We start from the raw sequence: 21,650 nt of genomic DNA, 5'->3' as shown, positions 1-21,650 counted from the left end.
GACACAAGAGACCGTCAGGCGTCTCTTACAGTCAATGTCATGTGTCGCCTCCGGGGAGGAGAAGCGTCATGGAAACCGTCGCCGTTGTCCTGCGAAATCCCGGTGCCCTGGCGCTTGAGCGCGTCGGGTGCCTACCCGCCGGCGCGGAGGACGTGCTGGTCGAGACCGCCTATTCGGGCATTTCCACCGGCACCGAGAAGTTGCTCTGGTCGGGTCGGATGCCACCTTTTCCGGGCATGGGCTACCCGCTCGTGCCGGGCTACGAGACGGTCGGCCGGGTGGTCGATCCGGGCTCGAGCGGGCTCGACGAGGGCACCTTCGTGTTCGTGCCGGGGGCCCGCTGCTACGGACCCGTCAAGGGCCTGTTCGGCGGCGCAGCGCAGCGGCTCCTGGTCGATGCCGGGCGGATCACGCCGATCGACGAGACGCTCGGCGCGAACGGGACCCTGCTGGCCCTGGCGGCCACGGCGCGGCATGCGCTCGCCGGCGGCCCGCTGCCCAAACTGATCGTCGGCCACGGGGTGTTCGGACGGCTGCTGGCCCGCCTGACCGTCGCCCTCGGCGGCCATCCGACCGTGATCGAGCGCAACCCCAGCCGCCAGATCGGCGCGCGCGGCTACCGCGTGCTCGACCCGGACGAGGATCCGCGCCGCGACTACACGGTCATCTATGACGCCAGCGGCGACAGCGAGGTGATCGACAGCCTGGTCGCCCGCGCCGCGCCCGGCGCCGAGATCGTGCTCGCCGGCTTCTATGAGGGCCGCCCGAGCTTCGCCTTCCCGCCGGCCTTCATGCGCGAGATCCGACTGCGCATCGCGGCCGAATGGCGGCCGGACGATCTCGCCGCCGTCCTGGCCCTGCTTGCCGAGGGGCGCCTGTCGCTCGACGGCCTGATTTCCCACCGGGCGCCCGCCGCCAATGCGCCGGAGGCCTATCGCACGGCCTTCAGCGATCCGGGTTGCCTGAAGATGATCCTCGACTGGAGGGCTACGGCATGAACACGATCGTCAAGACGCCGGATGCGGCCACGCCGACCCACGACCCGGACGAGCTGCCGGTGATCCCGGCCACCAAGACCACCCAGATCATCGCCATCTATGGCAAGGGCGGCATCGGCAAGAGCTTCACGCTCGCCAATCTCAGCTACAACATGGCGCAGAACGGCAAGAAGGTTCTGCTGATCGGCTGCGATCCGAAGAGCGACACGACCTCGCTCCTGTTCGGCGGCCGCGCCTGCCCGACCATCATCGAAACCTCGGCACGCAAGAAGCTGGCCGGCGAGGATGTGAAGATCGGCGATGTCTGCTTCAAGCGTGACGGCGTCTTCGCCATGGAGCTGGGCGGACCGGAGGTCGGCCGCGGCTGCGGCGGCCGCGGCATCATCCACGGCTTCGAACTGCTCGAGAAGCTCGGCTTCCACGAATGGGGCTTCGACTACGTCCTGCTCGACTTCCTCGGCGACGTGGTCTGCGGCGGCTTCGGCCTGCCGATCGCCCGCGACATGTGCCAGAAGGTGATCGTGGTCGCCTCCAACGACCTGCAGTCGCTCTATGTTGCCAACAATGTCTGCTCGGCGGTCGATTACTTCCGCAAGCTCGGCGGCAATGTCGGCGTGGCCGGCATGGTGATCAACAAGGATGACGGCACCGGCGAGGCGCAGGCCTTCGCCGATCGGGTCGGCATCCCGGTGCTTGCGGCCATCCCGGCCGACGAGGACATCCGCCGCAAGAGCGCGAACTACCAGATCGTCGGCCGTCCGGGCGACCGCTGGGCGCCGCTGTTCGACGACCTCGCCGGCAATGTCGCCGACGCGCCCCCGGTCCGTCCGCGGCCGCTCGGCCAGGACGACCTGCTCGGCCTCTTCAAGAGCGAGGATGTCGGCCGCGACTGGGTGCTGGAACCGGCCACGCTCGAAGACATGTGCGGGCTTTCCGATCTGTCCCGGCCGTCGCTCGAGATCGTCTATCAAACCGCTTGACCGGTGCAGCCATGACCGTCGTCCTCGATGAAGCAGGACCGTCCCCGGTCGCCGACAGCGTCGTCAATGACGGCTGTCACGGCGGGGCGGAGACCCTCAGGGCCGCCGCCCGTGCCGCGGGCGGATCGGAACTGCTCGACCGCCTGGCCGAGGACTATCCGGTCGGCCCGCACGACCGGCCGCAGAGCATGTGCCCGGCCTTCGGTTCGCTGCGGGTGGGCCTGCGCATGCGTCGCACTGCGACCGTGCTGTCCGGCTCGGCCTGCTGCGTCTACGGACTGACCTTCACGTCGCATTTCTACGGTGCCAAGCGCACGGTCGGCTACGTCCCGTTCAATTCCGAGACGCTGGTCACCGGCAAGCTGTTCGAGGACATCCGCGACGCCGTCCATGCGCTGGCCGATCCGGCCCTCTACGACGCCATCGTGGTCACCAATCTGTGCGTCCCGACCGCCTCCGGCGTGCCACTCCGGCTGCTGCCGAAGGAGATCAACGGCGTCCGCATCGTCGGCATCGACGTGCCCGGCTTCGGCGTGCCGACCCATGCGGAAGCCAAGGATGTTCTGGCCGGCGCGATGCTCGCCTTCGCCCGCCGGGAGGCCGAGAACGGCCCGGTCCTGGCGCCGCGCGGCGGTCCCTCGGACCGGCCGACCGTGACGCTGCTCGGCGAGATGTTCCCCGCCGATCCGGTCGGCATCGGCCGCATGCTGGAGCCGATGGGCCTCGCCGCCGGCCCGGTCGTGCCGACGCGGGAATGGCGCGAGCTCTATGCCGCCCTCGACAGCGCCGTGGTGGCGGCGATCCATCCCTTCTACACGGCTTCGGTGCGCGAATTCGAAGCGGCCGGGCGTCCGGTGGTCGGCTCCGCGCCGGTCGGTGTCGACGGCACCATGGCCTGGCTCGATGCGATCGCGGCGGCCGCCGGCGTTCCGGCCCGTCTCGCCGACGAGGCCAAGAACCGCCAGCTCGGCGCCATCCGCGGCGCGCTCGCCGGCTCTCCCGTCAAGGGCCGGATCACGGTCTCCGGCTACGAGGGTTCCGAGCTTCTGGTCGCCCGCCTGCTGATCGAGAGCGGCGCCGAGGTGCCCTATGTCGGCACCGCCTGCCCGCGCACGCCCTGGTCGGAGGCTGATCGCAACTGGCTCGAGGCCCGCGGCGTCGAGGTCGTCTACCGCGCCTCGCTCGAACGCGATGTCGCCGCCGTCATGGCCATCCGCCCCGATCTCGCCATCGGCACGACCCCGGTCGTGCAGAAGGCCAAGGAGATGGCGATCCCGGCGCTCTATTTCACCAACCTGGTCTCTGCGCGCCCGCTGTTCGGCGCGGCCGGCGCCGGTTCGCTGGCCCATGTCGTCAACGGCGCGATCGGCAACAAGGCGCGCTTCGACCGCATGGAAGCCTTCTTCGACGGGGTCGGGGAGGGCGACACCGCCGGCGTCTGGTCCGGCGAGCCGCTGAAGCGCCCCGCCTTCCGCGAACAGATGCGCCGCCGGCGCGAATCCGCCTCCAAGGCGAAGAAGGCCGAGGAGATGATCTGATGCTCGTCCTCGACCATGACCGGGCCGGCGGCTACTGGGGCGCCGTCTATGTCTTCACCGCCATAAAGGGTCTGCAGGTGGTCATCGACGGCCCGGTGGGCTGCGAGAACCTGCCGGTCACCTCGGTGCTGCACTATACCGACGCGCTGCCGCCGCATGAGCTGCCGATCGTCGTGACCGGGCTCGGCGAGGAGGAACTCGGCCAGCACGGCACCGAGGGCGCGATGAAGCGGGCCCGCCGGGCGCTCGATCCCGACCTGCCGGCCGTGGTCGTCACCGGCTCGATCGCCGAGATGATCGGCGGCGGCGTGACGCCGGAAGGCTCCAACATCCAACGCTTCCTGCCGCGCACCATAGACGAGGACCAATGGCAATGCGCCGACCGGGCGCTGACCTGGCTCTGGAAGGAGTATGGTCCCAAGAAATTAAAGCCGGCTAAAGAACGCGCCGCCGATGCACGGCCGAAGGTCAATATCATCGGCCCGAGCTACGGCATGTTCAACATGCCGTCCGATCTCGCCGAGATCCGGCGCCTGATCGAAGGCATCGGCGCGGAGGTCGGCATGACCTTCCCGCTCGGCAGCCATCTGGCGGATGTCCCGCGGCTTGCGGAGGCGGAGGTCAATGTCTGCCTCTATCGCGAGTTCGGTGCGGCCCTGTGCGAGCAGCTCGACCGGCCCTGGCTGCATGCGCCGATCGGCCTGCACACCACCACCGCCTTCCTGCGCGCCCTCGGCGCGACGCTCGGCCTCGATCCCGAACCCTTCATCGCCCGCGAGAAGCACACGACGATCAAGCCGTTGTGGGATCTCTGGCGCTCGGTGACGCAGGATTTCTTCGGCACCGCGAGCTTCGCGGTGGTCGCCTCGCAGACCTATGCGCGCGGCATCCGGCAGTTCCTGGAAGACGAGATGGGCCTTCCCTGCACGCTGCAGACGGCGCGGATTCCCGGTGCCAAGACCGACAACGAGGCCGTCCGCAAGTCCCTGAAGGCCACGCCGCCGCTCGTCCTGTTCGGTTCCTACAACGAACGCATGTATGCGGCCGAGGCCGGCGGGCGCTCGATCTACATCCCGGCCTCGTTTCCGGGCGCGATCATCCGCCGGCATACCGGGACGCCCTTCATGGGCTATTCGGGCGCCGTCTACCTGGTCCAGGAAGTCTGCAACGCCCTGTTCGACGCCCTGTTCCACATCCTGCCGCTCGGTACCGATCTGGACCGCATCGATCCTACGCCAGCTAAACATCTTGCCGAACTGGCCTGGGACCGCAATGCGGAGGAGGCTCTCGAGGCGGCCCTGGAACGCCATCCGGTGCTGGTCCGCATCTCGGCGGCACGTCGCCTGCGCGACGGCGCCGAACGCGACGCCCGCCGCCGCGGCGATCTCCGCGTCACCACCGCATCCGTCTTTCGCGCGACCAGCGAACTCGAAGGCGCCGTCTGACGACGGCGGCCCGCGCCGCCGAGGGCGGCATCAGAGAACGACAACACGGGGGAAGTTTCGATGTCCACCGCCCTGCCGATCGGGCTCCGGCCCGAATTGCGCCGCCAGCGCGAGGCCACCGCCTATCGCGTGCTGTTCTTCGCGACCTTCCCGGTCTTTCTGATCGCCGCGCTCTGGCAGATCGTCCTGGAAGCTGCCGGCCTCGTGCCCGGCGCGCCGGGGCCGCGCTCCCTCGTCGGGCGTGCCCGGTCGATGGCCCGCGCGGCCATCCCCTACTGTTTCATGGGCTGAAACGAGCCCTCCAGAATTCGGTCGGGACCGCCCGACCGAATGCCGCTCCGGGACGTCCGGCGCGGCAGAACCCAGCCGCGCGGGCCTGCGCGGCAACGGCAAGACATTTGCGGAGGCCGACATGGCAGAGGCAAAAAGTTCGTTGTCCGGGCTGACCGACCAGGAAGCACAGGAATTCCACGGCATCTTCATGAAGAGCTTCATCGGCTTCGTGATGGTCGCTGTGGTCGCCCATGTGCTCGTCTGGATGTGGCGGCCCTGGTTACCCCCGCTGAAGGGCTACGCCTCGACGCTCCTCGACGGAGCCGAGCGGCTCGCCCAGCACGCGACCACGTTCCTGACCTGAAGGAGAGAAGACCATGTACAAGATTTGGCTTCTCTTCGATCCCCGGCGGGCGCTCGTCGCGCTGTTCACCTTCCTGTTCGTGCTCGCAGTGCTGATTCACTTCATCCTGCTCAGCACGGACCGGTTCAACTGGATCGAGGGCCCGCGCAAGAAGACGGCCGAGATTCAGCACGTGATCACCCCGCCGACCGCTTTGGTGGGTTGACCCGTCCCGGACGGCTGCCGGATCGCCCCCGGCAGCCGATCCATCCGCCGCAATTCCGCTGCGCGCGCAAACCCGAGAAGACAACGCCGGCCCGCCTGGCCGATCGTTGCCGGTGGAGGGCATCCTCATGGCCATGCTGAGCTTCGAACGGAAATACAGGGTCCGAGGAGGAACGCTCGTCGGCGGCGACCTTTTCGACTTCTGGGTCGGCCCGTTCTATGTCGGTTTCTTCGGTGTCACCACGATCTTCTTCGCGGCCCTCGGGACCGCGCTGATCGTCTACGGCGCCGCGCTGGGTCCGACCTGGAACATCTGGCAGATCTCGATCGCACCGCCGGATCTGAAATACGGCCTCGGCCTGGCACCCCTTCAGGAAGGCGGGCTCTGGCAGATCATCACGGTCTGCGCCATCGGCTCCTTCGTCTCCTGGGCGCTGCGCGAGGTCGAAATCTGCCGCAAGCTGGGCATGGACTATCATGTGCCCTTCGCCTTCGGCGTGGCGATCTTCGCCTATGTCTCGCTGGTGGTGATCCGGCCGATCCTGCTCGGCGCCTGGGGACACGGCTTCCCGTATGGGATCTTCAGCCACTTGGACTGGGTGTCCAACGTCGGCTACCAGTATCTCCATTTCCATTACAACCCTGCGCATATGATCGCGGTGTCGTTCTTCTTCACGACGACCTTCGCGCTGGCGCTGCACGGCTCGTTGATCCTGTCGGCTGCGAACCCGCCCAAGGGCGAGGCGATGAAGACCGCGGAGCACGAGAACACCTTCTTCCGCGACACGATCGGCTATTCGATCGGCACGCTCGGCATCCACCGGCTCGGCCTCCTGCTCGCCCTCAGCGCGGGCTTCTGGAGCGCCGTCTGCATCATCATCAGCGGCCCGCTCTGGACGCGCGGATGGCCGGAATGGTGGGGCTGGTGGCTCGACCTGCCGATCTGGAACTGAGGGAGGCCGGACATGAGCGACTTTCGCAACATCTTTACCCGTGTCCAGGCCCGCGGGCCCGCCTATGAGGGCGTGATCGACGCTGGCGCCGCCTGGTCGCGCCAGGGCGGCATGGGCTTCTCCCATCTGCTCGGCCGCTTCGGCGACGCCCAGATCGGCCCGATCTATCTCGGCTGGACCGGCCTTGCCGCGCTGATCTTCGGCATCACCGCCTTCGAGATCATCGGCCTCAACATGTGGGCGTCGGTGAACTGGGATCCGATCCAGTTCGTCCGCCAGCTGCCCTGGCTCGCCCTTGAGCCGCCGTCGCCGAAATGGGGCATCTCGATTCCGCCCATGGCGGAAGGCGGCTGGTGGCTGCTCGCCGGCTTCTGCCTGACGGCATCGATCCTGCTCTGGTGGGTCCGCGTCTATGTCCGGGCTCGCGCCCTCGGCATGGGCACCCATGTCGCCTGGGCCTTCGCGGCGGCGATCTGGCTCTACCTGGTGCTTGGCTTCATCCGGCCGCTGATGATGGGTTCGTGGTCCGAGGCCGTGCCCTTCGGCATCTTCCCGCATCTCGATTGGACGGCCGCCTTCTCGATCCGCTACGGCAACCTGTTCTACAACCCGTTCCACTGCCTCTCGATCGCCTTCCTGTATGGCTCGACGCTGCTCTTCGCGATGCACGGCGCCACCATCCTGGCGGTCGGTCGCTACGGCGGCGAACGCGAACTGGAGCAGATCGTCGATCGCGGCACGGCTGCCGAACGGGCCGCCCTGTTCTGGCGCTGGACGATGGGCTTCAACGCCACGATGGAATCGATCCATCGCTGGGCGTGGTGGTTCGCGGTGCTCTGCCCGCTCACCGGCGGCATCGGCATCCTGCTCACCGGCACGGTCGTCGACAACTGGTTCCAATGGGCCGTCGACCACGGCGTGGCCCCCGCCTATCCCCTTCCCGACAAGCCGGTGGTCAACCCGGCGGCTGGAGGCTGATCATGACGCCATCCTCGAAACGCGCCGCCGCCGCCCTGATGCTTCTTCTCGGCGCCGGCCTGCTCGCCGGCTGCAAGGAGCAGGTCGAGAGCAAGCAAAGCGGCTATCGCGGCACCGGCATGGTGCAGCTGTCCACCGCGAAGCAGACCGCGGCGCTCGCCGCGGCCAACCAGGTTCCCGAAGCGCAGCCGCCCGCCTCGCAGGAGGGCAAGCGCGCCAAGGAGGTCTACAAGAACGTCACCGTTCTCGGCGACCTCTCCGAGGAGGAGTTCAACCGGACCATGCTGGCGATCAACGAATGGGTCGCCCCCGAAGCCGGCTGTGACTTCTGCCACAACACCGACAAGATGGAGGACGACTCCAAGTACCAGAAGGTCGTCGCGCGTCGCATGTTCCAGATGACGCAGCATATCAATGAGAAGTGGAAGGCCCATGTCGGCGAGGTCGGCGTGACCTGCTACACCTGCCACCGCGGCAACGGCGTCCCGGCCTATAGCTGGGTGCAGAATCCGGGGCCGGCCGAGGCGCAGGGCATGGCGGCGACCGGCACGGGCAAGAACAAGGCGTCCTGGACCGCCGGCATCACGGCGCTCTACGACGATCCGTTCACTCCGCTTTTGACCGATCCGAGCAAGATCCGCCTGCAGACCACCTCCGCCCTGGCGCCCGCCATGTCCAAGTCGATCCAGGACACGGAGATGACCTACTCGCTGATGTTCCATCTGTCGCAATCGCTCGGGGTCAATTGCGACTTCTGCCACAACAGCCGCTCCTTCTCGAACTGGAGCGAAAGCAATCCGCAGCGTGTCACAGCCTGGCACGGGCTGCGCATGGTGTCGGAGGTCAACAAGGACTACATCTCGCTCCTGGCTGCGGTCTTCCCCGACAACCGCAAGGGTCCGCTCGGCGACCCGGCCAAGGCCAACTGCCAGACCTGCCACCAGGGTGCCAACAAGCCGCTGCTCGGAGCATCGATGCTGAAGGACTATCGCCCGGCACTGGCGACCGAAACCACGCCGAAGTAGCGGCGCGGTTCCTTTCGAAGGGCGGGGCGGGACCGTTCCCAGCATGGTGCCACCCGCGGTTCAGGACCTGCCGGGACCCCCCTCGATGCCTCCGGCACGGTGGTCACCCGCCATCGAAGCGACGCCCTCCGGTCCTGAACCCCGGGGGGCGTCTTCCTGTCCGGTCCCGGCCTCAACATGGGATTGGCGCAATCTCGACGGCGGCCCGTGGCGGGCGCGACGTGCCTCCGCCCGACGATGACGCCGCCGCGCGCGACGTCTCTCGGGGCGCCGACCTCTGGGCGCCGAACCGCGGCGATTGAAACTCCGAAGGAGCGGGCATGCTCGACAGTCTGTTCGCCGGCGGCCGCATGGCCGATCTGGCGCTCGCCGCCCTTCTCCTCGAAACCCTCGTGTCGCTGTGGCTCGGCCGGCGCCTTGGCCGCGGGCCGGGCGTCGCCGCGATCCTGTTCAATGCCGGCGCCGGCGCCGGGCTGCTCCTGGCGCTGAGGGCCGCCCTGACCGGTGCCGGCCCTGCCATGGTCGCCGGCGGCCTGATCCTCGCCCTCGCCGCCCATCTCGGCGAGGTGGTCCTGCGCTGGCGGCGCCGGGACGGCTGAAACGCCACCATGGAAGGCGGCCTCGGAGACTCCGGAGGTCCGCAATGGACGGTACTAGGCGCCCGGCCCGACCCGTGTTTGATTGGTGTCAAATTGAATTGACGCATCAAATGTCAATCTTAAATGACACCCGGGAGGCAGGCCATGCGGATCCTTTTCGTCCATCCCAACTACCATTCGGGCGGGGCCGAGATCGCCGGAACCTGGTCGCCCGCCTGGGTCGCCTACCTGACCGGCCATCTGCGCCAGGCCGGCTTCGACGACATCCATTTCATCGATGCGATGACCGACGACATCGCCGACGAGGAGCTGGCGCGGCGGATCGCGCGGCTGGCACCGGATGCCGTCGGCGTCACGGCGATCACGCCGTCGATCTACAAGGCCGAGGGCGTGCTGAAGATCGCCGCGGAGGTCGTGCCGGCCGCGGTCCGGGTCCTCGGCGGCGTGCACGCCACCTTCATGTACAAGCAGGTGCTGAGCGAGGCGCCGTGGGTCGATGTCATCGTCCGCGGCGAGGGCGAGGAGATCTGCACCGAACTGATGAGCGCCATCCGCGACGGCCGCTGGCCTGCCGACCGGCGTGCCATCAAGGGTCTCGCCTTCCGCGACGGCGACGAGATCGTGGCGACCCCGGCGGCGAGCACCGTCAAGGATCTGTCCAAGATCAAGCCGGACTGGTCGATTCTGGAGTGGGAGAAATACATCTACATCCCGCTCGGCACCCGCGTGGCGATCCCCAATCTGGCGCGCGGCTGCCCGTTCACCTGTTCGTTCTGTTCGCAATGGAAATTCTGGCGTGACTACCGGGTGCGCGATCCGAAGGACGTGGTCGATGAGATCGAGGATCTGGTCGTCAATCACGGCGTCGGCTTCTTCATCCTGGCCGACGAGGAACCGACCATCAACAAGAAGAAGTTCGTCGCCTTCTGCCAGGAACTGATCGCGCGCGACCTGCCGCGCCGGGTCAAATGGGGCATCAACACGCGGGTCACGGACATCTATCGCGACCGCGAGGAGCTGAAATTCTATCGCAGCGCCGGCCTCGTCCATGTCAGCCTTGGCACCGAGGCGGCGGCGCAGATGAAGCTCGACACCTTCAACAAGGAGACCAAGGTCGACGAGAACCGGACGGCGATCCGGTTGCTGCGTGAGGCCGACATCCTGGTCGAGGCGCAGTTCATCGTCGGGCTCGACAACGAGACCCCCGAGACGCTCGAGGAAACCTACCGGATGGCCTGGGACTGGCAGCCGGATCTGGCCAACTGGTCGATGTATACGCCCTGGCCGTTCACCCCGCTGTTCCAAGAGATCAAGGACCAGGTCGAGGTGTTCGACTTCAGCAAGTACAACTTCGTCACACCGATCATGAAGCCGGCGGCGATGGAGCGCGGCGAGCTGCTCGACGGGGTGATGAACAACTACCGCCGCTTCTACATGAAGAAGGCCCTGTTCCACTATCCCTGGCGCGGTACGGGGTTCCGCCGCCGCTATCTGCTCGGCTGCCTCTATGCCTTCCTGAAGGCCGGCTTCCAGCGGACCTTCTACGATCTCGGCAAGGCGGGCTATTGGGGGCCGCAGACCAAGAAGACCGTCGACTTCCATTTCGACGAGACGCGGACGCTGGCCGAGGCGCAGCTCGACGACTGGGATGCCGCCGCCGACCGCGCCGCGCGGGCAGCCGAGCGGCGGGAGGCCGTTCGGTCGCAGATGAAGGATCGGGCCGAGGTCCGGGCCTGCGGCGGCGGCGATCGGCAGCTCGAACAGGCCTGACCATGACGCCCGCGCGCCGGGACCGGATCGGGCCCAACGCCATCCTGCAGCTTCTGCCGGTGATCGACCGGCAGGACGGGCCGGAGGGGACGCGGCGGATGCTGGCGGCCGCCGGTCTTGCGGGGACCCCGGACGGGACCCGGATGATCCCGGAGACCGAGGCGGCCGGCCTGCACCGGGCGTTGCGCCGCCTGATGCCCCGACAGGCCGCCGGCATGGCCGCCGAGGCCGGGCGCGGCACGGCGGACTACATCCTCGCCCATCGCATCCCGAAGCCGGCGCAAATGCTGCTGAAGGCCCTGCCGGCGCCGCTCTCGGCCCGGCTTCTGGCTCGCGCGATCGCCGGCCACGCCTGGACCTTCGCAGGGACGGGGGAATTCCGGGTCGTGGATCCCTGGACCTTCGAGATCCGCGACAATCCGCTGATCCGCGGCGAGACTGCGGCGACGCCGCTTTGCGCCTGGAACGCCGCCGTGTTCGGGCATCTCTACGCCACCCTGGTCGACCGGACCTGCCGCTGCGTCGAGACCGACTGTGCGGCGGCAAGCGGCTCCCATATCTGCCGCTTCAGGATCCGGCGCGGCCAATGAGCCGCCAACGTCTTAGTGCGGCCGAGGACGGGTCGACCAGGCCGATCTCCGTTCGAGCCGAGTGCGTCGGTCCAGAAACCGGGCGCGCATTGCCGCTGGATCGATCCGAACCTGCGATCCGCCCGTCCGGCGGCGGGCGGGCGCAGCGGGCGATCAGGGGTGGGCGATCAGCAGCACGGCACCGGCGTTGCGGTCGATCGCGGCCAGACAGCTTTCGAGATTGTCGGGATCGAGGGCCGCAAAGCTCTCGTCCAGCACGGTCAGCGGCGCGCCCTGGAGCAGCGCACGCGCGAGATGGACACGGCTCTTCTCACCCTGCGACAGCTGCCATGCGGTCTCGCCGACGGGCTGCATCAAGCCCGCCGGCATCCGGTCGATGAGCTCGCCGAGCCCGAGCCCGTGCTCGCGGCACAGCGCCTCGGCAGCGGCGAGATCCGCCGGCTGCGCCGGCCAGGTCCGCCCCATCAACAGGTTGAATGCGAGACTGCCGGTCAGAATGTGATTCTCATGAAACTGCGGCGCTTCGGTCGCAAGGCGCCGCCAGCCGTCGCCGAGCGTCGCCTGATCGAGACCATCGATCGTGACCAGACCGGCGTGAGGCCGGCGCAGGCCGGCAAGACCGACCGGCAGCCAGCCGCCCGGTATCAGGGCCAGAAGCCTGCCGCCGGCGGCATCCATGCGCGACGACATGGCGAGGTAGTGGTTGGCGGCGTGGTCGTCGTGCCTGTCGCGCCGCCCGGCCTGCTCCTGCGCCAGCGCCGTTCGATGGCCGACCATGCGCTCGACCAGGTTGCCGGTCAGGGCGAGACGATTGGCGGTCCATTCGGCCTGACGGTTCCAGGACCGCAGCGCCAGGACGCCCGCCACGACGAGCCAACCGGTGAGGAGCATGAACTCGAGACCGCCGCCCGCGCCCTTGGCCAGGACCCAGAAGGCCAGCCCGATCTCGACGATCCCGTCAGGGTCGCCAGCCCGCCGCCGATGGCGACCGCCTCGAAGGCCTGCCCCTCGATCACCCGGCCGAGCAACTGGCCGGCACCCTCGCGGCGGACGGCATCGACATCGAAACGCAGCGCGCCGGCGAGCAGCCGGCCTTTCAGGAACGCGGCCAGGTCGATCGACAGCGTTCCGGCGATCCACTCGCCGACGGCCCGCGCCGGCACCATGGTGAGCATCAACAGCGTCCAGGCGGCAAGCCAGCCGAGATTGAGTTGGCCCTCGAGAACCGCGGAGCCGATCAGGATCCACCCGAGAATCTCCAGGCTGAAGACCGAGGCGAGCAGTAGGACGGTCAGGGCCAGCCGGCGATAGGCATGGGCGTCGGCGAGATGGCGATGCAACGACGCTTCGGGCGGAAGCCGCAGCGTCCACAGGCCGGCAATCGGAACCGATCCCAAGCGTTCGCGCAGCATCGCGCGGCGCACAATTCCGCGCCGTTCCGCAGGGATGCCGACCCGTTCGATGACCCGATCGACCTGACCGGCTGCCGTCCGTTCCAGGTGGCCGGCAATCAGGTCCCGCATACGGGCAACCGGCACCCGGACCTCGCGGAAATCCGGCGCGATCAGGCGAAGGTGCAGCCCGCGCCTGCCGACGAGGGCGAACAGGGCCGGGCGGCCGTCGAGCTCGGTGCGCACAAGCGCGGAACCGAAGGCCAGCAGCACATCGTCGAGGTCGCCGAGGGGAGCCCGGACGCGGCCGTCGCGCACCTCGCTGGCGACCCTCGTGACAGTGGCCGGCGCGGTCCCGAAACGGGTCCACGGAAAGCCGTCGAGACGAACCACTGCATGCTGGCCGGCCCGGATACGGCCAACCGTGGCGGCAGGGTCGAACTCCCCGACAGCGATCAGGCCGCCCTCGGGTATGATCGTGGCGACGCGCTGCCCCTCCGCCACGTAGGCGCCGCGCGACAGGGGCAGGGCATCGCCGATCCGCCCGAAGACGGGCGCGCGCACCCGATGGGTCTCGATCGCCGCTGCGAGGCGCCGTGCCGCGCTGCGGCTGGCGGCGATCTCGCCCTCGAAGCCGGCCACCGCTTGCAGCAGTCCCTCGATCTACGCGTTGCGCTCGGCCGACCGCATGCGCGCGGCGATCTCGGTCCGCCAGGTCTCCGCCACGAGGCCATCCCGGACAGCCGCGAGCCTGAGCGCATCGGCCGCCGTCCGACTGGCCTCGACCGTCGAGGCGCTGCCGCTGGCACTCAGCTTGGCAACGCGCTTTTCGCCGTCGCGGGCGAGTTGAAGCGCGATGTCGGCTTCCAGGATGCGGCTGCGACCGCCCTCCGCGGCGGCGCAGGACCGCGTCAACGACCGTCTCGGTCGGGCCGCTCCGGCACGCGCCTTCGCCTCGGCCGACGTCGGCATCCACAACCGCCTGCAGGGGGGCGAGCGGCCGCGGCTGCCGTATCTGCTCGACGACCTGGCGGACCTCTTCGGGATCGGTCTTTCGACCAGCCGGGAGGGCATCGAGATCGGAGCGGCCCAAGGAACGCCGCAACCATGGAATTCGGCCGGCGCATTGCCGGCCGGACAACAGCACTGAACGTGCCACGAGGACCCGCAGCGGGCTCGACCGGATCGTCGGCCAGTCACCACCGGTTCTGCAATTGAAGCAACGCATCCGGTTTCTGATCCAGGCCGAGCGCAGCGGCGACACGGCAGCCACCCAGCCTGGCCTGCCGGTCCTGATCCTGGGCGAGACCGGCACCGGCAAGGAACTGGTTGCCCGTGCATTACATTTCGACGGTTCCCGGGCGACCCAGCCCTTCATCGAGGTCAATTGTGCGACCCTGCCCGAGCAGCTTGTCGAATCTGAACTGTTCGGGCACGAGCGCGGCGCGTTCACGGGCGCGGGCGACCGCAAGATCGGGCTGTTTCAGGCGGCCGACGGCGGCACCCTGTTCCTCGACGAAGTCGGCGAACTGCCGCCGTCGCAGCAGGCCAAGCTGCTCAAGGCGCTGGAAGAGCGCGTCATCCGGCCCGTCGGCGGCGTCCGAGACCGACCGATCAACGTGCGCTTCGTCGCCGCCACGAATGCGGCTCTTGAGGATCGGGTCCGCCAGGGCGAGTTCCGCTCGGATCTGTTCTATCGGCTGAACACGATCACACTCGACGTGCCGCCGCTGCGCACCCGTGGCGACGACGTCATCCCGATCGCCGAGACCTTCATGGCCGAGTTCGGCCGGCGCTACGGCCGCGCGGGATTGCGTCTGTCGGACGGCGCGCGCCGGGCGCTCTTGCGCCACGTCTGGCCCGGCAATATCCGCGAATTGCGCAATGTCATCGAGCAGGCCAGCCTGATGCGCGCCCGCGACCAGATCGAGGATGCCGACCTGGCGCTGCGCGAGCCGGCGCCGCTGATCGCGCCGGCGGGCCGACAGCCGGCCGATGCGATCGGGCTGGTCGATGCGGAGCGCACGCTGATCGTGGAGGCGTTGCGGCAGCAGGGTGGCAACGTGACGCTCGCGGCGCGCCGCCTCGGGGTCTCGCGCGATACGCTGCGGTACCGCATGGACAAGTTCGCTCTGCGCCGATCCGATTTCGTCTGGCCGCCGGGACTTCTGACCCTCGGCACTCGGCGCCGGTACCGGTCTTGGCCGGGGCGTGTCGCCGGATGGCCGATCGGGGTTTCAAGGCAGACCGGGTCGTTCCGATCTGCCGCCCGACGCCGCTTCTCATACCCCGGTCGCGCCCGTCCTTGCGGTCCACCCGGATCAGGCTTTCGGCGCCGCCGGCGGCTCGGATCGGTCCTCGATCACACGGGACCTGTCGCCGCCGCCCGGCTCATCGTGCCGGTTTCGCCGACCGAGGGGCGATTGGGGCGAGGTCATTCGCCGCGCGGGAAGCGCTGCTTTTCCTCCAGGACGTTGAGGTCCATGTGGTTGCGCATGTAGCGCTCGGAGGCGCGCTGCAGCGGCTGGTAGTCCCACGGGAAATAGGCGCCGTTGCGCAGCGCGCCGTAGACGACGTGCCGGCGGGCCTGACTGGCGCGTACCTGGGCGTCGAACCTGTCGAGATCCCAGCGCGCGGCCATGCGGCCGGCGAGGTCGGCCAGGATGCCGGCGCATCCCGGATCGGCAGCGCGATTGACGGTCTCGTCGGGATCCTCGGCGAGATTGGTCAGAAGCGGCGGATCGGCCGCGCACAGCACGAGTTTCCACGGGCCGTCGCGCAGGGCGACCAGCGGCGCGATCGAGCCCTCCGCGGCATATTCCATCGGCACCGGCCCGCGCGCGGCCGTGCCGGAGGCGAGCCCGACCAGAGACTCGCCATCCGTCCAGGGGCGCAGTTCGTCGAGATCGATCCCGGCCAGGGCAGCAAGGGTCGGTACCACGTCGAGTGTCGAGACCGGCGTGTCGATCCGGCCGGGAGCGAGCCCGGCCGCTGCGATCATCAGCGGGACTCGCGCCGAGCCCTCGAAGAAGTTCATCTTGAACCAGAGACCGCGCTCTCCGAGCATATCGCCGTGATCGGACACGAACAGGACGATCGTGTTGTCGGCCATCCGGCCCCGATCGAGGATGTCGAGGAGCTCGCCGATCTTCTCGTCGACATAGGAGATGTTGGCGAAATAGGCGCGCCGCGCGCGCCGCACATCCTCCGGCGTGATGGTGCTGGCGGCATGGTCGCTCGCCAGCATCAACCGCTGGGAATGCGCATCCTGGTCTTCGAAGGGGATCGGCGCGACGACGGGATCGAGCGCCGGGCAATCGGCATAGAGATCCCAGAAACGGCGCCGTGCCACGTAGGGGTCGTGCGGATGCGTGAAGCTGACGGTCAGGCACCAAGGCCGGCCGTCCTGCCGGCGCGACAGGTCGTAGAGCTTGCGCCCGGCATGGTAGGCGACCTCGTCGTCATATTCGAGCTGGTTGGTGATCTCGGCCACGCCGGCGCCGGTGACCGAGCCGAGATTGTGGTACCACCAGTCGATCCGCTCGCCCGGTCGGCGATAGTCGGGCGTCCAGCCGAAGTCGGCGGGGTAGATGTCGGTCGTCAGCCGCTCCTCGAAGCCGTGCAGTTGGTCGGGCCCGACGAAATGCATCTTGCCGGACAGTACTGTGTGATACCCCGCCCGCCGCAGGTGATGGGCGAAGGTCGGCACGTCGGAAGCGAATTCGGCTGCATTGTCGTAGACGCCGGTACGGCTCGGCAACTGACCCGACATGAAGGCGGCGCGTGCCGGCGCGCAAAGCGGGCTCGCCGTATAGGCATGGGCGAACCGGGTCGACCGGGCCGCGAGGGCCTTCAGATGCGGGGCATGCAGGAAGTCGGCCGGCCCATCCGGAAACAAGGTTCCGTTGAGCTGGTCGACCATGATGACAAGGAGATTCGGGCGGGGCTTGGCGGCAGACATCGGGTTCGTCCTGACCGGGGTCGCGCCGCCGCCGGTCCGGCAGCCGGCGGCGGCGCGGCGTTCACAATCCGAGAGCCGCCTTGACGGCCGGCAGACCGGGGCGGCCGTCAAGCGTGGTGACGCCGGCGAGCCAGGGGCCGAGCGCGTCCGGATGCTCCTTGATCCAGGCGCGCGCCGCCTGTCCGGCCTCCTGCCCCTGATCCAGGATCTTTCCCATCATGGCGTTCTCGGTGGCCAGATCGAACTTCAGGTTCTTGAAGAAGGCAGCGGCATTCGGGCACTTGGCGGTCCAGCCGGTGCGGGCCAGGGTGCGCACTTCGGCGCCGCCGTAGTTCGGGCCGAAATACTCGTCGCCGCCGCTCAGATAGGTCAGCTTGAAGGCGTCGTTCATGGGATGCGGCGCCCAGGCCAGGAACACGACCCACTTCTTGCGGCCTTCCGAACGCTTCACCTGCGACAGCATCGCCTGCTCGCCGGATTCCACCAGCTTCCAGCCGGTGAGACCGAAACTGCCGGCATTGATCATCTTCTGAATGTTCTGATTGGCGGGCGCGCCGGACTCGATGCCGTAGATCTCGCTGCCGAACTTTTCGGCATGCGCGGCCAGGTCCTTGAAGTCCTTGACTCCGGCCTCGGCGACGTAGTTCGGCACCGCGAGCGTGAACTTGGCACCGGCAAGGTTGGTCCCCACCACCTCGACGGCCTTGGCGGCCGTGAGATCATCGATGAAGCGCTGTTGCGCCGGCATCCAGTTGCCGAGAAACACGTCGAGTTCGCCGTTCTTCATGGCCTGATAGCCGATCGGCACGGAGAGCGTCTTCACGTCGGGCTCATAGCCGAGCGCCTTGAGAAGCGTCGACGCGATGGCGTTGGTCGAGGTGATGTCGGTCCAGCCCGGATCCGACATGCGGACGGGCTTGCAGGCCGGGTCGTCGGCCGCGGTCGCGGGCAGGCCGGCCAGAACCGAAACGGCCGCGGCGAGGAGGAAGCGCTTCATCGGATCACCTCGGGTGTCGCTCGTGCTGCGGGATCGTGCGGCAGGACGATCGGCCCGTTCGCTCTGGGCGGCGTCTTGCTCGGAGAGACATCAAACAGCCAAATAGCCTATGCTGTGCAGAGGCCGAATTTGAATGATTGGCATAGAGTGGCTTTATGGCTGACTGTCCGCTGGATCTGGGCTGGATGCGCGTCTTCGAGGCGGTCGGCCGGCTCGGCAGCCTCACCGCGGCCGCCGGCGAACTCGGGCTGAGCCAGCCGGCGGTCAGCTATGTCGTGCGCGCGCTCGAGGCGCAGGTCGGAACGGCGCTGATCGTCCGCCAGCACCGGGGCAGCAGCCTGACGCCCGCCGGCGCGGCCATGTACCGGGCCGTCGGCGTCGCGATCGCCCAGTTGCAGGGTGCAGCCCGGGAAATCCGCAACCTGCAGAGCCAGTCGGTGGTCCGACTGTTCACCGACTACGGTTTCGCGTCGCTCTGGCTGATGCCGCGTGTCGCCGCCTTCAGGAAGGCTTGGCCTGAAGCGGACGTGCATATCGTTGCGTCGGCATCGCTCGATCCCGGCCAGGCCGATGCGGTCGACCTGTCGATCCTGTTCGGCGCGCGCGCCGATTTCGGACCCACCGCGGTCCAGCTCTTCGAGGAAGAGGTGGTGCCGGTCTGCAGCCCCGCATTTGCGGCGCGGCATGGGCTGTCCCCCGCCGGGGACGGGATCGCCGGGTTGCCGTTCCTGCATCTCGACAGCACGCCGCGACCGCGTTGGTTCATCTGGCGCGATTGGCTTGCCGCCATGGCGATCGAACGCCGCCCCGGCCCCGCCGATCTCAGCCTCAGCACCTACGGGCTGGTCGTGCAGGCCGCGATGGCCGATCAGGGCATCGCGCTCGGCTGGACCTGCCTGATCGGCGATGCGCTGGCGGCCGGCACGCTGGTGGCGGTCGGACCGCCCATCGTCCGTCCGCAGAGCGGCTACTGGATGGTGCCCGCGGCGAGCCTTTCGGCGCCGGCCGCAGCCTTGGCGGACTGGATGGTGCGGGAAGCCGGAACCGTTTCGTGATGGGCGCGGTCGCCGAAATCGATCGCCGGGCCGGTCGCTCGACGGCTCGGGCGGCCGTCCCCGGCGTCACAAGCCCAGACGGTCCATGATGCGGCCGTGCCAGACCGCGGCGACGACGCCGAGCGGCCAGAAGCCGTGAAAGGCGATCGGTTTCGGCGGGACGATCGGAAGGTCGATTTCGGATCCGAGGCGCAGGCGGGCGGCGAGCTGTTCGGCGAGGGCCGTGCCGAGCGCGACCCCGCGACCGTTGCAGCCGAGATAGGCCAGCAGGCCCTCGGCCGGTTCGTGGACATGGGGCCAGTGGTCCTTGGTCACCGCAAGGCGGCTGTTCCAGCCGTGTGTCCAGCGCAAGCGTCCGAGTTCCGGCCACAGCTTCGCAGCCGCGTCGGTCAGATAGCCGATGGCGTCGGCCGAGGCGATCGGCGTCATCGGGCCGCGGCCGCCCATCAGAAGCCGTCCCCGGGCGTCGAGCCGGTAATAGACGGTGATCCGGCCGCTCTCATAGACGCTCGGTCGGTCGGCCATGATCTCTCGGGCCCGCTCCCCGAGCGGTTCCGTCGCCGCGATGGCGCTGTAGACCGGCACGATCGTCTGCCGCAGGCCCGGCCAGAGGTCGTCGGTGAAGCCGTTGGTGGCGATAAGGATCTTTTCGGCCGTCACGGTCCCGCGCGGCGTGGCGATGTCCCACCCGCCGGCCTTGCGCCGGACGGCCGTCGCCGGAGTGGCACCATGGATCCGGGCCCCCGCGGCGATCGCCGCCCTGGCGAGACCGCGGGAATAGGCGAGCGGATTGAGATTGCCGCCGCGGCGATCGAGCATGGCACCGTGATAGGCCGGTGTTCCGGTCCGCAGGGCGGTTGCGGCGGCGTCCAGATAGTCGACCGGCATCGACCGGGACATGCACTGGCGCGCCGTCGTCTCGACGCCCACTCGTGCCTTGGCGCCGCGCGCGACCCGCAATGTCCCGCCGCGATGCGCCTCGCAGTCGATGCCGAGGCGCTCGATCAGCGCGAAGGTCCGGTTCGGGCTGTCCCAGGCGAATTCGACCATGCGCCGGCCACGCTCGGCTCCCCAGACCGCCTCGACCGCGTCGGGATCGAACTTCAGGCCCGGATTGACCTGCCCGCCATTGTTCCCCGACGCTCCCCAGCCTGGTTCCTGTGCCTCCAGGACGACCACGTCGGTCCCGGCTTCCGCCAGATGCAGGGCCGTCGCAAGTCCGACGATCCCGCCGCCGATCACCGCCACCGAAGCGCGGCAGGACCCGTCGAGCGGCGGCGCGGCCGGGGCGGGCGGCGCGTCGAGCTGGTAGATATTCGGGGGCAGGGGCTGCAGCATGGTCTTGGTCTTGTTCAGGAGCCGGCGGCCGTGTGGGCGGCGCGGGTCACAAGGCTGGCGTCGAGATCGGCCGGGCTTCGGCAACCGATGAGACCGAGGGTGGCGTCCATTTCGCGGCGGAGGATGTCGAGCGCCTGATGCGCGCCGGCCATGCCGGCCGCCGAGAGGCCGTAAAGGGGCGCGCGGCCGATCATGACCGCGTCGGCCCCGAGTGCCATCAGCTTGAGGACATCGGCGCCGCGACGCACCCCGCTGTCGGCGAGCAGCGTCGCCCGGCCGGCGACGGCCTCGGCGATCCCCGGCAGGACCTGCATCGGCGGCACCGCCGCATCGAGATTGCGGGCGCCATGGCTGGAGACGACGATGCCGTCGACCCCGGCCGCCACGGCCCGAACGGCATCGTCCGGCCGCAGAATGCCCTTCAGGATCAACCGGCCCGGCCAGCGGCGGCGCAGGTCCCGGAGGTCGTCCCAACCGAGCGTATCGGCGAGGCGGACCTGCTCCCAGGTCGCCTTGCGGGTGATCTTCGAGCGGAAACCCTCCGGATAGTGGCGGTATGTCGGCACACCCTCGGTCAGGATGGTGCGCAAGAGCATGCCGAACACCCATCTGGGATGCAGCAGCATGTCGATGCCGCCGCGCAGGGTGGCCCGGATCGGCACCTCGTAGCCATTGCGCGTATTGTATTCGCGGATCGGCAGGGCCGGCGTATCGACGGTCAGCACCAGCGTTTCGATCCCGGCCGCCCGGGCCCGATCGACGAGATGAAAGGACAACGGCCGCTCGTGCCACATATAGAGCTGGAACCACAGTTCGCCGGAACTGGCGGCGCGGATCCGCTCCATCTCGGTGATCGAGCCGGTGGCGATGGTGAAGGGTATGCCCGCGGCGGCGGCCGCACGGGCCAGTTCGATCTCGCCTCGGAAATGCACCAGGCCGGCGGCCGCGGTCGGGGCGATCACCAGCGGCAAGGCCTGCTGCCGACCGAACAGCGTGGTGGAGAGATCGCGGTTGCCGACATCGACCAGGATGCGGGGATGAAAGACGAGATCGTCGAAGGCGCGGCGCAGACGGGCGATGCCGACTTCGTCCTCGGCGCCGCGGTCGACATAGTCGAAGATGCCGCGCGGGAGGCGCCGCCGAGCCAGGGCGCGCAGATCGTCGATGTTCAGGGCGCCGGTCGGCATGGCG

The 21,650-nt window shown here is 68.7% G+C and carries 22 protein-coding genes; 15 read left to right on the top strand and 7 right to left on the bottom strand.

The window, feature by feature from the left end:
* The first annotated feature begins 68 nt into the window (after nt 1-68).
* The 13 genes from bchC (at nt 69) to bchJ (ending at nt 11,717) form a co-directional block, all read left to right on the top strand.
* A complete protein-coding gene (bchC, locus tag KL771_RS10270; protein ID WP_261968440.1) occupies nt 69-998 on the top strand; it encodes a chlorophyll synthesis pathway protein BchC in 930 nt (309 codons plus the stop codon).
* On the top strand, nt 995-1,978 hold the full coding sequence (locus KL771_RS10265) for a chlorophyllide a reductase iron protein subunit X (protein ID WP_261968439.1): 984 nt from the start codon (nt 995-997) through the stop codon (nt 1,976-1,978). The genes bchC and KL771_RS10265 overlap by 4 nt, the downstream gene beginning before the upstream one ends.
* A gap of 11 nt (nt 1,979-1,989) precedes the next feature.
* Nucleotides 1,990-3,516, top strand: a complete 1,527-nt coding sequence (gene bchY / locus KL771_RS10260) for a chlorophyllide a reductase subunit Y (RefSeq protein ID WP_261968438.1) — start codon at nt 1,990-1,992, stop codon at nt 3,514-3,516.
* Nucleotides 3,516-4,961, top strand: a complete 1,446-nt coding sequence (bchZ, locus tag KL771_RS10255) for a chlorophyllide a reductase subunit Z (protein ID WP_261968437.1) — start codon at nt 3,516-3,518, stop codon at nt 4,959-4,961. The genes bchY and bchZ overlap by 1 nt, the downstream gene beginning before the upstream one ends.
* A 60-nt stretch (nt 4,962-5,021) precedes the next feature.
* Entirely contained in the window at nt 5,022-5,252 is a 231-nt protein-coding gene (locus tag KL771_RS10250) for a hypothetical protein (protein ID WP_261968436.1), read from the top strand.
* Nucleotides 5,253-5,373: 121 nt separating this feature from the next.
* Nucleotides 5,374-5,598 carry a light-harvesting antenna LH1, beta subunit gene (gene pufB / locus KL771_RS10245; RefSeq protein ID WP_054359608.1) on the top strand — a complete coding sequence of 75 codons (225 nt, stop codon included), beginning with the start codon at nt 5,374-5,376 and terminating at the stop codon, nt 5,596-5,598.
* Between the two features lie 13 nt (nt 5,599-5,611).
* Nucleotides 5,612-5,803, top strand: coding sequence for a light-harvesting antenna LH1, alpha subunit (gene pufA / locus KL771_RS10240; protein WP_261968435.1), 192 nt, complete (start codon nt 5,612-5,614; stop codon nt 5,801-5,803).
* Nucleotides 5,804-5,930: 127 nt separating this feature from the next.
* Nucleotides 5,931-6,755 (top strand): photosynthetic reaction center subunit L, encoded by an 825-nt coding sequence (pufL, locus tag KL771_RS10235; protein ID WP_261968434.1) that lies wholly within the window; start codon nt 5,931-5,933, stop codon nt 6,753-6,755.
* Nucleotides 6,756-6,767: 12 nt separating this feature from the next.
* Nucleotides 6,768-7,733: a photosynthetic reaction center subunit M gene (pufM, locus tag KL771_RS10230; protein ID WP_261968433.1), complete on the top strand. Its 966-nt coding sequence runs from the start codon at nt 6,768-6,770 to the stop codon at nt 7,731-7,733.
* 2 nt (nt 7,734-7,735) lie between these two features.
* The gene (pufC, locus tag KL771_RS10225; RefSeq protein WP_261968432.1) at nt 7,736-8,758 is read left to right on the top strand and encodes a photosynthetic reaction center cytochrome PufC; all 1,023 of its coding nucleotides are present in this window, start codon (nt 7,736-7,738) and stop codon (nt 8,756-8,758) included.
* Between the two features lie 320 nt (nt 8,759-9,078).
* Complete coding sequence (locus KL771_RS10220) at nt 9,079-9,357, top strand: hypothetical protein (RefSeq protein ID WP_261968431.1); 279 nt, start codon at nt 9,079-9,081, stop codon at nt 9,355-9,357.
* A gap of 144 nt (nt 9,358-9,501) precedes the next feature.
* The gene (bchE, locus tag KL771_RS10215) at nt 9,502-11,127 is read left to right on the top strand and encodes a magnesium-protoporphyrin IX monomethyl ester anaerobic oxidative cyclase (protein WP_261968430.1); all 1,626 of its coding nucleotides are present in this window, start codon (nt 9,502-9,504) and stop codon (nt 11,125-11,127) included.
* Nucleotides 11,128-11,129: 2 nt separating this feature from the next.
* Nucleotides 11,130-11,717: a bacteriochlorophyll 4-vinyl reductase gene (bchJ, locus tag KL771_RS10210; protein WP_261968429.1), complete on the top strand. Its 588-nt coding sequence runs from the start codon at nt 11,130-11,132 to the stop codon at nt 11,715-11,717.
* Nucleotides 11,718-11,870: 153 nt separating this feature from the next.
* On the opposite strand, the gene KL771_RS10205 is transcribed toward bchJ, so the two are convergent.
* The 3 genes from KL771_RS10205 to KL771_RS10195 are packed head-to-tail and all read right to left on the bottom strand — an operon-like array spanning nt 11,871 to nt 14,023.
* Entirely contained in the window at nt 11,871-12,608 is a 738-nt protein-coding gene (locus tag KL771_RS10205) for an ATP-binding cassette domain-containing protein (RefSeq protein WP_261968428.1), read from the bottom strand.
* Nucleotides 12,515-13,750, bottom strand: coding sequence for an HlyD family secretion protein (locus tag KL771_RS10200; protein WP_261968427.1), 1,236 nt, complete (start codon nt 13,748-13,750; stop codon nt 12,515-12,517). The genes KL771_RS10205 and KL771_RS10200 overlap by 94 nt, the downstream gene beginning before the upstream one ends.
* 21 nt (nt 13,751-13,771) lie before the next feature.
* Nucleotides 13,772-14,023, bottom strand: a complete 252-nt coding sequence (locus KL771_RS10195; protein WP_261968426.1) for a hypothetical protein — start codon at nt 14,021-14,023, stop codon at nt 13,772-13,774.
* A 299-nt stretch (nt 14,024-14,322) separates the two neighbouring features.
* Here KL771_RS10195 and KL771_RS10190 point away from each other — a divergent pair, with 299 nt between their 5' ends.
* Nucleotides 14,323-15,609, top strand: a complete 1,287-nt coding sequence (locus tag KL771_RS10190; protein ID WP_261968425.1) for a sigma-54 interaction domain-containing protein — start codon at nt 14,323-14,325, stop codon at nt 15,607-15,609.
* On the opposite strand, the gene betC is transcribed toward KL771_RS10190, so the two are convergent.
* Together betC and KL771_RS10180 are read right to left on the bottom strand one after the other, a co-directional pair.
* A complete protein-coding gene (gene betC / locus KL771_RS10185) occupies nt 15,543-17,069 on the bottom strand; it encodes a choline-sulfatase (RefSeq protein WP_261968424.1) in 1,527 nt (508 codons plus the stop codon). The genes KL771_RS10190 and betC overlap by 67 nt on opposite strands.
* 61 nt (nt 17,070-17,130) lie before the next feature.
* The gene (locus KL771_RS10180) at nt 17,131-18,066 is read right to left on the bottom strand and encodes a choline ABC transporter substrate-binding protein (protein ID WP_261968423.1); all 936 of its coding nucleotides are present in this window, start codon (nt 18,064-18,066) and stop codon (nt 17,131-17,133) included.
* A gap of 155 nt (nt 18,067-18,221) precedes the next feature.
* Here KL771_RS10180 and KL771_RS10175 point away from each other — a divergent pair, with 155 nt between their 5' ends.
* Entirely contained in the window at nt 18,222-19,121 is a 900-nt protein-coding gene (locus tag KL771_RS10175) for a LysR substrate-binding domain-containing protein (RefSeq protein WP_261968422.1), read from the top strand.
* A 66-nt stretch (nt 19,122-19,187) separates the two neighbouring features.
* Here KL771_RS10175 and KL771_RS10170 read toward each other — a convergent pair whose 3' ends face one another.
* Nucleotides 19,188-20,459 (bottom strand): NAD(P)/FAD-dependent oxidoreductase, encoded by a 1,272-nt coding sequence (locus KL771_RS10170; RefSeq protein ID WP_261968421.1) that lies wholly within the window; start codon nt 20,457-20,459, stop codon nt 19,188-19,190.
* Between the two features lie 14 nt (nt 20,460-20,473).
* Nucleotides 20,474-21,646, bottom strand: a complete 1,173-nt coding sequence (locus KL771_RS10165; protein ID WP_261968420.1) for an alpha-hydroxy acid oxidase — start codon at nt 21,644-21,646, stop codon at nt 20,474-20,476.
* Nucleotides 21,647-21,650: the final 4 nt, after the last annotated feature.

The organism is Prosthecodimorpha staleyi (assembly GCF_018729455.1).
Taxonomy (GTDB): Bacteria; Pseudomonadota; Alphaproteobacteria; order Rhizobiales; family Ancalomicrobiaceae; genus Prosthecodimorpha; species Prosthecodimorpha staleyi.
The sequence above is the reverse complement of the archived record's forward strand: the minus strand, read 5'-3'. Positions and strand labels throughout refer to the sequence as shown.